The organism is Syntrophorhabdus sp., assembly GCA_012719415.1.
Taxonomy (GTDB): domain Bacteria; phylum Desulfobacterota; class Syntrophorhabdia; order Syntrophorhabdales; family Syntrophorhabdaceae; genus Delta-02.
Map to the genome: position 1 here is coordinate 1 of JAAYAK010000329.1, position 2100 is coordinate 2100.

At 58.9% G+C, this 2100-nt stretch carries 4 protein-coding genes; all 4 read left to right on the forward strand.

Features of this window, described 5'->3' with window-relative positions; translation table 11 throughout:
- Positions 1-327: 327 nt before the first annotated feature.
- From GXX82_18510 to GXX82_18525, 4 genes are read left to right on the forward strand one after another with little or no spacing between them, the layout of a single operon-like run.
- Complete coding sequence (locus GXX82_18510; GenBank protein ID NLT25031.1) at positions 328-486, forward strand: hypothetical protein; 159 nt, start codon at positions 328-330, stop codon at positions 484-486.
- Between the two features lie 2 nt (positions 487-488).
- Positions 489-740 (forward strand): hypothetical protein, encoded by a 252-nt coding sequence (locus tag GXX82_18515; GenBank protein ID NLT25032.1) that lies wholly within the window; start codon positions 489-491, stop codon positions 738-740.
- A complete protein-coding gene (locus GXX82_18520) occupies positions 737-1216 on the forward strand; it encodes an ankyrin repeat domain-containing protein (protein ID NLT25033.1) in 480 nt (159 codons plus the stop codon). Before GXX82_18515 ends, GXX82_18520 begins: the two co-directional genes overlap by 4 nt.
- The gene (locus GXX82_18525; GenBank protein ID NLT25034.1) at positions 1213-1737 is read left to right on the forward strand and encodes a hypothetical protein; all 525 of its coding nucleotides are present in this window, start codon (positions 1213-1215) and stop codon (positions 1735-1737) included. The genes GXX82_18520 and GXX82_18525 overlap by 4 nt, the downstream gene beginning before the upstream one ends.
- Positions 1738-2100: the final 363 nt, after the last annotated feature.

Genomic DNA, 2100 nt, shown 5'->3' on the forward strand with positions numbered 1-2100 from the left:
ACCTTCCAACACAAAAACGGGGTAGACGGGAATTTCCCGTCCGTGTCGTTTTTGAGGCCTTTTCGCGAATGATATCGTGCAGTTGGAGTGGAAAACCATCCGACAACGGGGTGATATGCCAATGATTCCGGTGGGTTACAGAGCACGGGCGAAGGCCTTTTTCCCCGGGGAGCGGGCCGTGCTGAAACTTTTTTTAAAAAAAAGATTCGACAATTATTGCCGCTGCGAAGCCGCGCCAATAGGGCGTTTGCGAGGGGTTCGACTTGACATCTTTGTATTCTGTGCTATAATATATACATGAGATACAAACAACACAAAGGAGAAAACATGGAAGACAAGGACAACGGCAAAGTCATCAGGGTCCGCAATGTTCCCGAGAAATTGCACGAGGAATTCAAAATCCTCGCGATTCGGGAGGGCGTGAGCATGGAGGCGCTGATGTTGAGGCTGATCACCGAACACGTGAAAAAGAAGGGAGGAAAATAGCCATGGCGATGGAAATTCCTCGAGAAGAACTGTCCCGAGCCCTGGACTCCCTCGCATCCCTCTCGAAGACCCCCGACTTCAACGACGCCATGGAGGTTGTCTGGTTCGCCTTCAATCCCAAGAAGGACAAAGAGACCTTCGACCGCATGTCGCTGCTCACCACGCTTTTCCGGGGGAGCCTCGACGGGAACGTGAAACCGCCGATCGATCTCCCCGGAATGTACCAGGAAAGGTACCAAAGGAGGACCGCATGACACAAAACGACATCAACGCGCCGGGCGAGGACGGCCACACACCGCTCCACTGGGCGTGCGGACAGGGCCATATCGCCCTCGCCCGTCTTCTCCTCGAGCATGGGGCGGACGTGAATGTGAGGGAGGGCCGGAACAACCGCACCGGCCTCCACCTGGCGTGCCTGGAGGGCCACACCGACACCGCCCGCCTCCTCCTGGAACACAGGGCAGAGGTGAACGCGAGGGACAGGGTCGGTTGTGCTCCCCTCCACCTGGCGTGCATGGGGGGCGGTCACCCCGACATCGTCCGGCTCCTCCTCGAGCACGGGGCGGACATCACCACCAGGGACGGCCGGGACCACACACCCCTCCACCTGGCGATGAAACTCCCTCCCGACAACCCCGCCCGCGAAGAGCTCCTCGATCTCTTCCGCGAGTATGCCCCGGAGCTCGTGATGGAGGCGTACTGCTCGCCGGGCCCAGGAGGAGGACGATGAACCAGGAACAGATATTCATTGCAATCGACCATGGCAGCGTAGACGCGGTCAGGGAGGCCCTGGAGGCCGGCGCGGACATGGAGGCGCGGAACGAGCACGGCCGCACCCCGCTGCATTGGGCATGCGGACAGGGCCACACCGACATCGTCCGTCTCCTCATCGAGGCCGGGGCGGACGTGAACGAACGGAGCTGGAAAATGGTCACCCCGCTCCATGAGGCATGCGGACAGGGCCACCCTGACGTTGCCCGTCTCCTCCTCTCCCACGGGGCGGATCCAAATGCGCGGCACAGGCGTGGCCACACCCCCCTGCACTGGGCATGTGAGCAGCGCCACCCTGATGTCGTCCGCCTCCTCATCGAACACGGCGCCGACGTGGAGGCGCGGGACGACTATGACCACACCCCCCTCGACGTGGCGATGAAGCTCTCTCCTTCCAACCCCGCCCGCGAGGAGATCCTAGATCTCTTCCGCGAGTATGCCCCGGAGCTCGTGATGGAGGCGTGGTGCACGCAGGCCTGATGCCTGCCTGTCTCCCAGGGTGTACTGTATTTCTCGTAAATAGCGTCAGAGTGGATGTACGAGAAATAGAATACAACGCGGTTACGGATTAACTACAAATGCCTCAGTTACCCTGAAGTGTAGTTAAACGGCGCTTTAACGACCTTCCCTCATTGGTCCCGCCGTTACTGCCGTACAGCCTTACTGCATGGCAGCAGTACTACATTACAGCATTAACGCCCATTTTCCCCCTTCACATTTCGCTACAGAAATGTTTAATTTCGGGCCTTTTCGACCTTCCTCCAGACCTCACCCTCTGCAAACGCCCGTCAATCCTGCATCTCCGCGCGCACTTTACAAAACGGAGGATTTTGTTAAGTGGGG

Excerpts from the sequence above, each read along its gene's own strand:
- GXX82_18510 (NLT25031.1), top strand. The coding sequence starts at position 328 with ATGGAAGACAAGGACAACGGCAAAGTCATCAGGGTCCGCAATGTTCCC.
- GXX82_18515 (NLT25032.1), top strand. The coding sequence starts at position 489 with ATGGCGATGGAAATTCCTCGAGAAGAACTGTCCCGAGCCCTGGACTCC.
- GXX82_18520 (NLT25033.1), top strand. The coding sequence starts at position 737 with ATGACACAAAACGACATCAACGCGCCGGGCGAGGACGGCCACACACCG.
- GXX82_18525 (NLT25034.1), top strand. The coding sequence starts at position 1,213 with ATGAACCAGGAACAGATATTCATTGCAATCGACCATGGCAGCGTAGAC.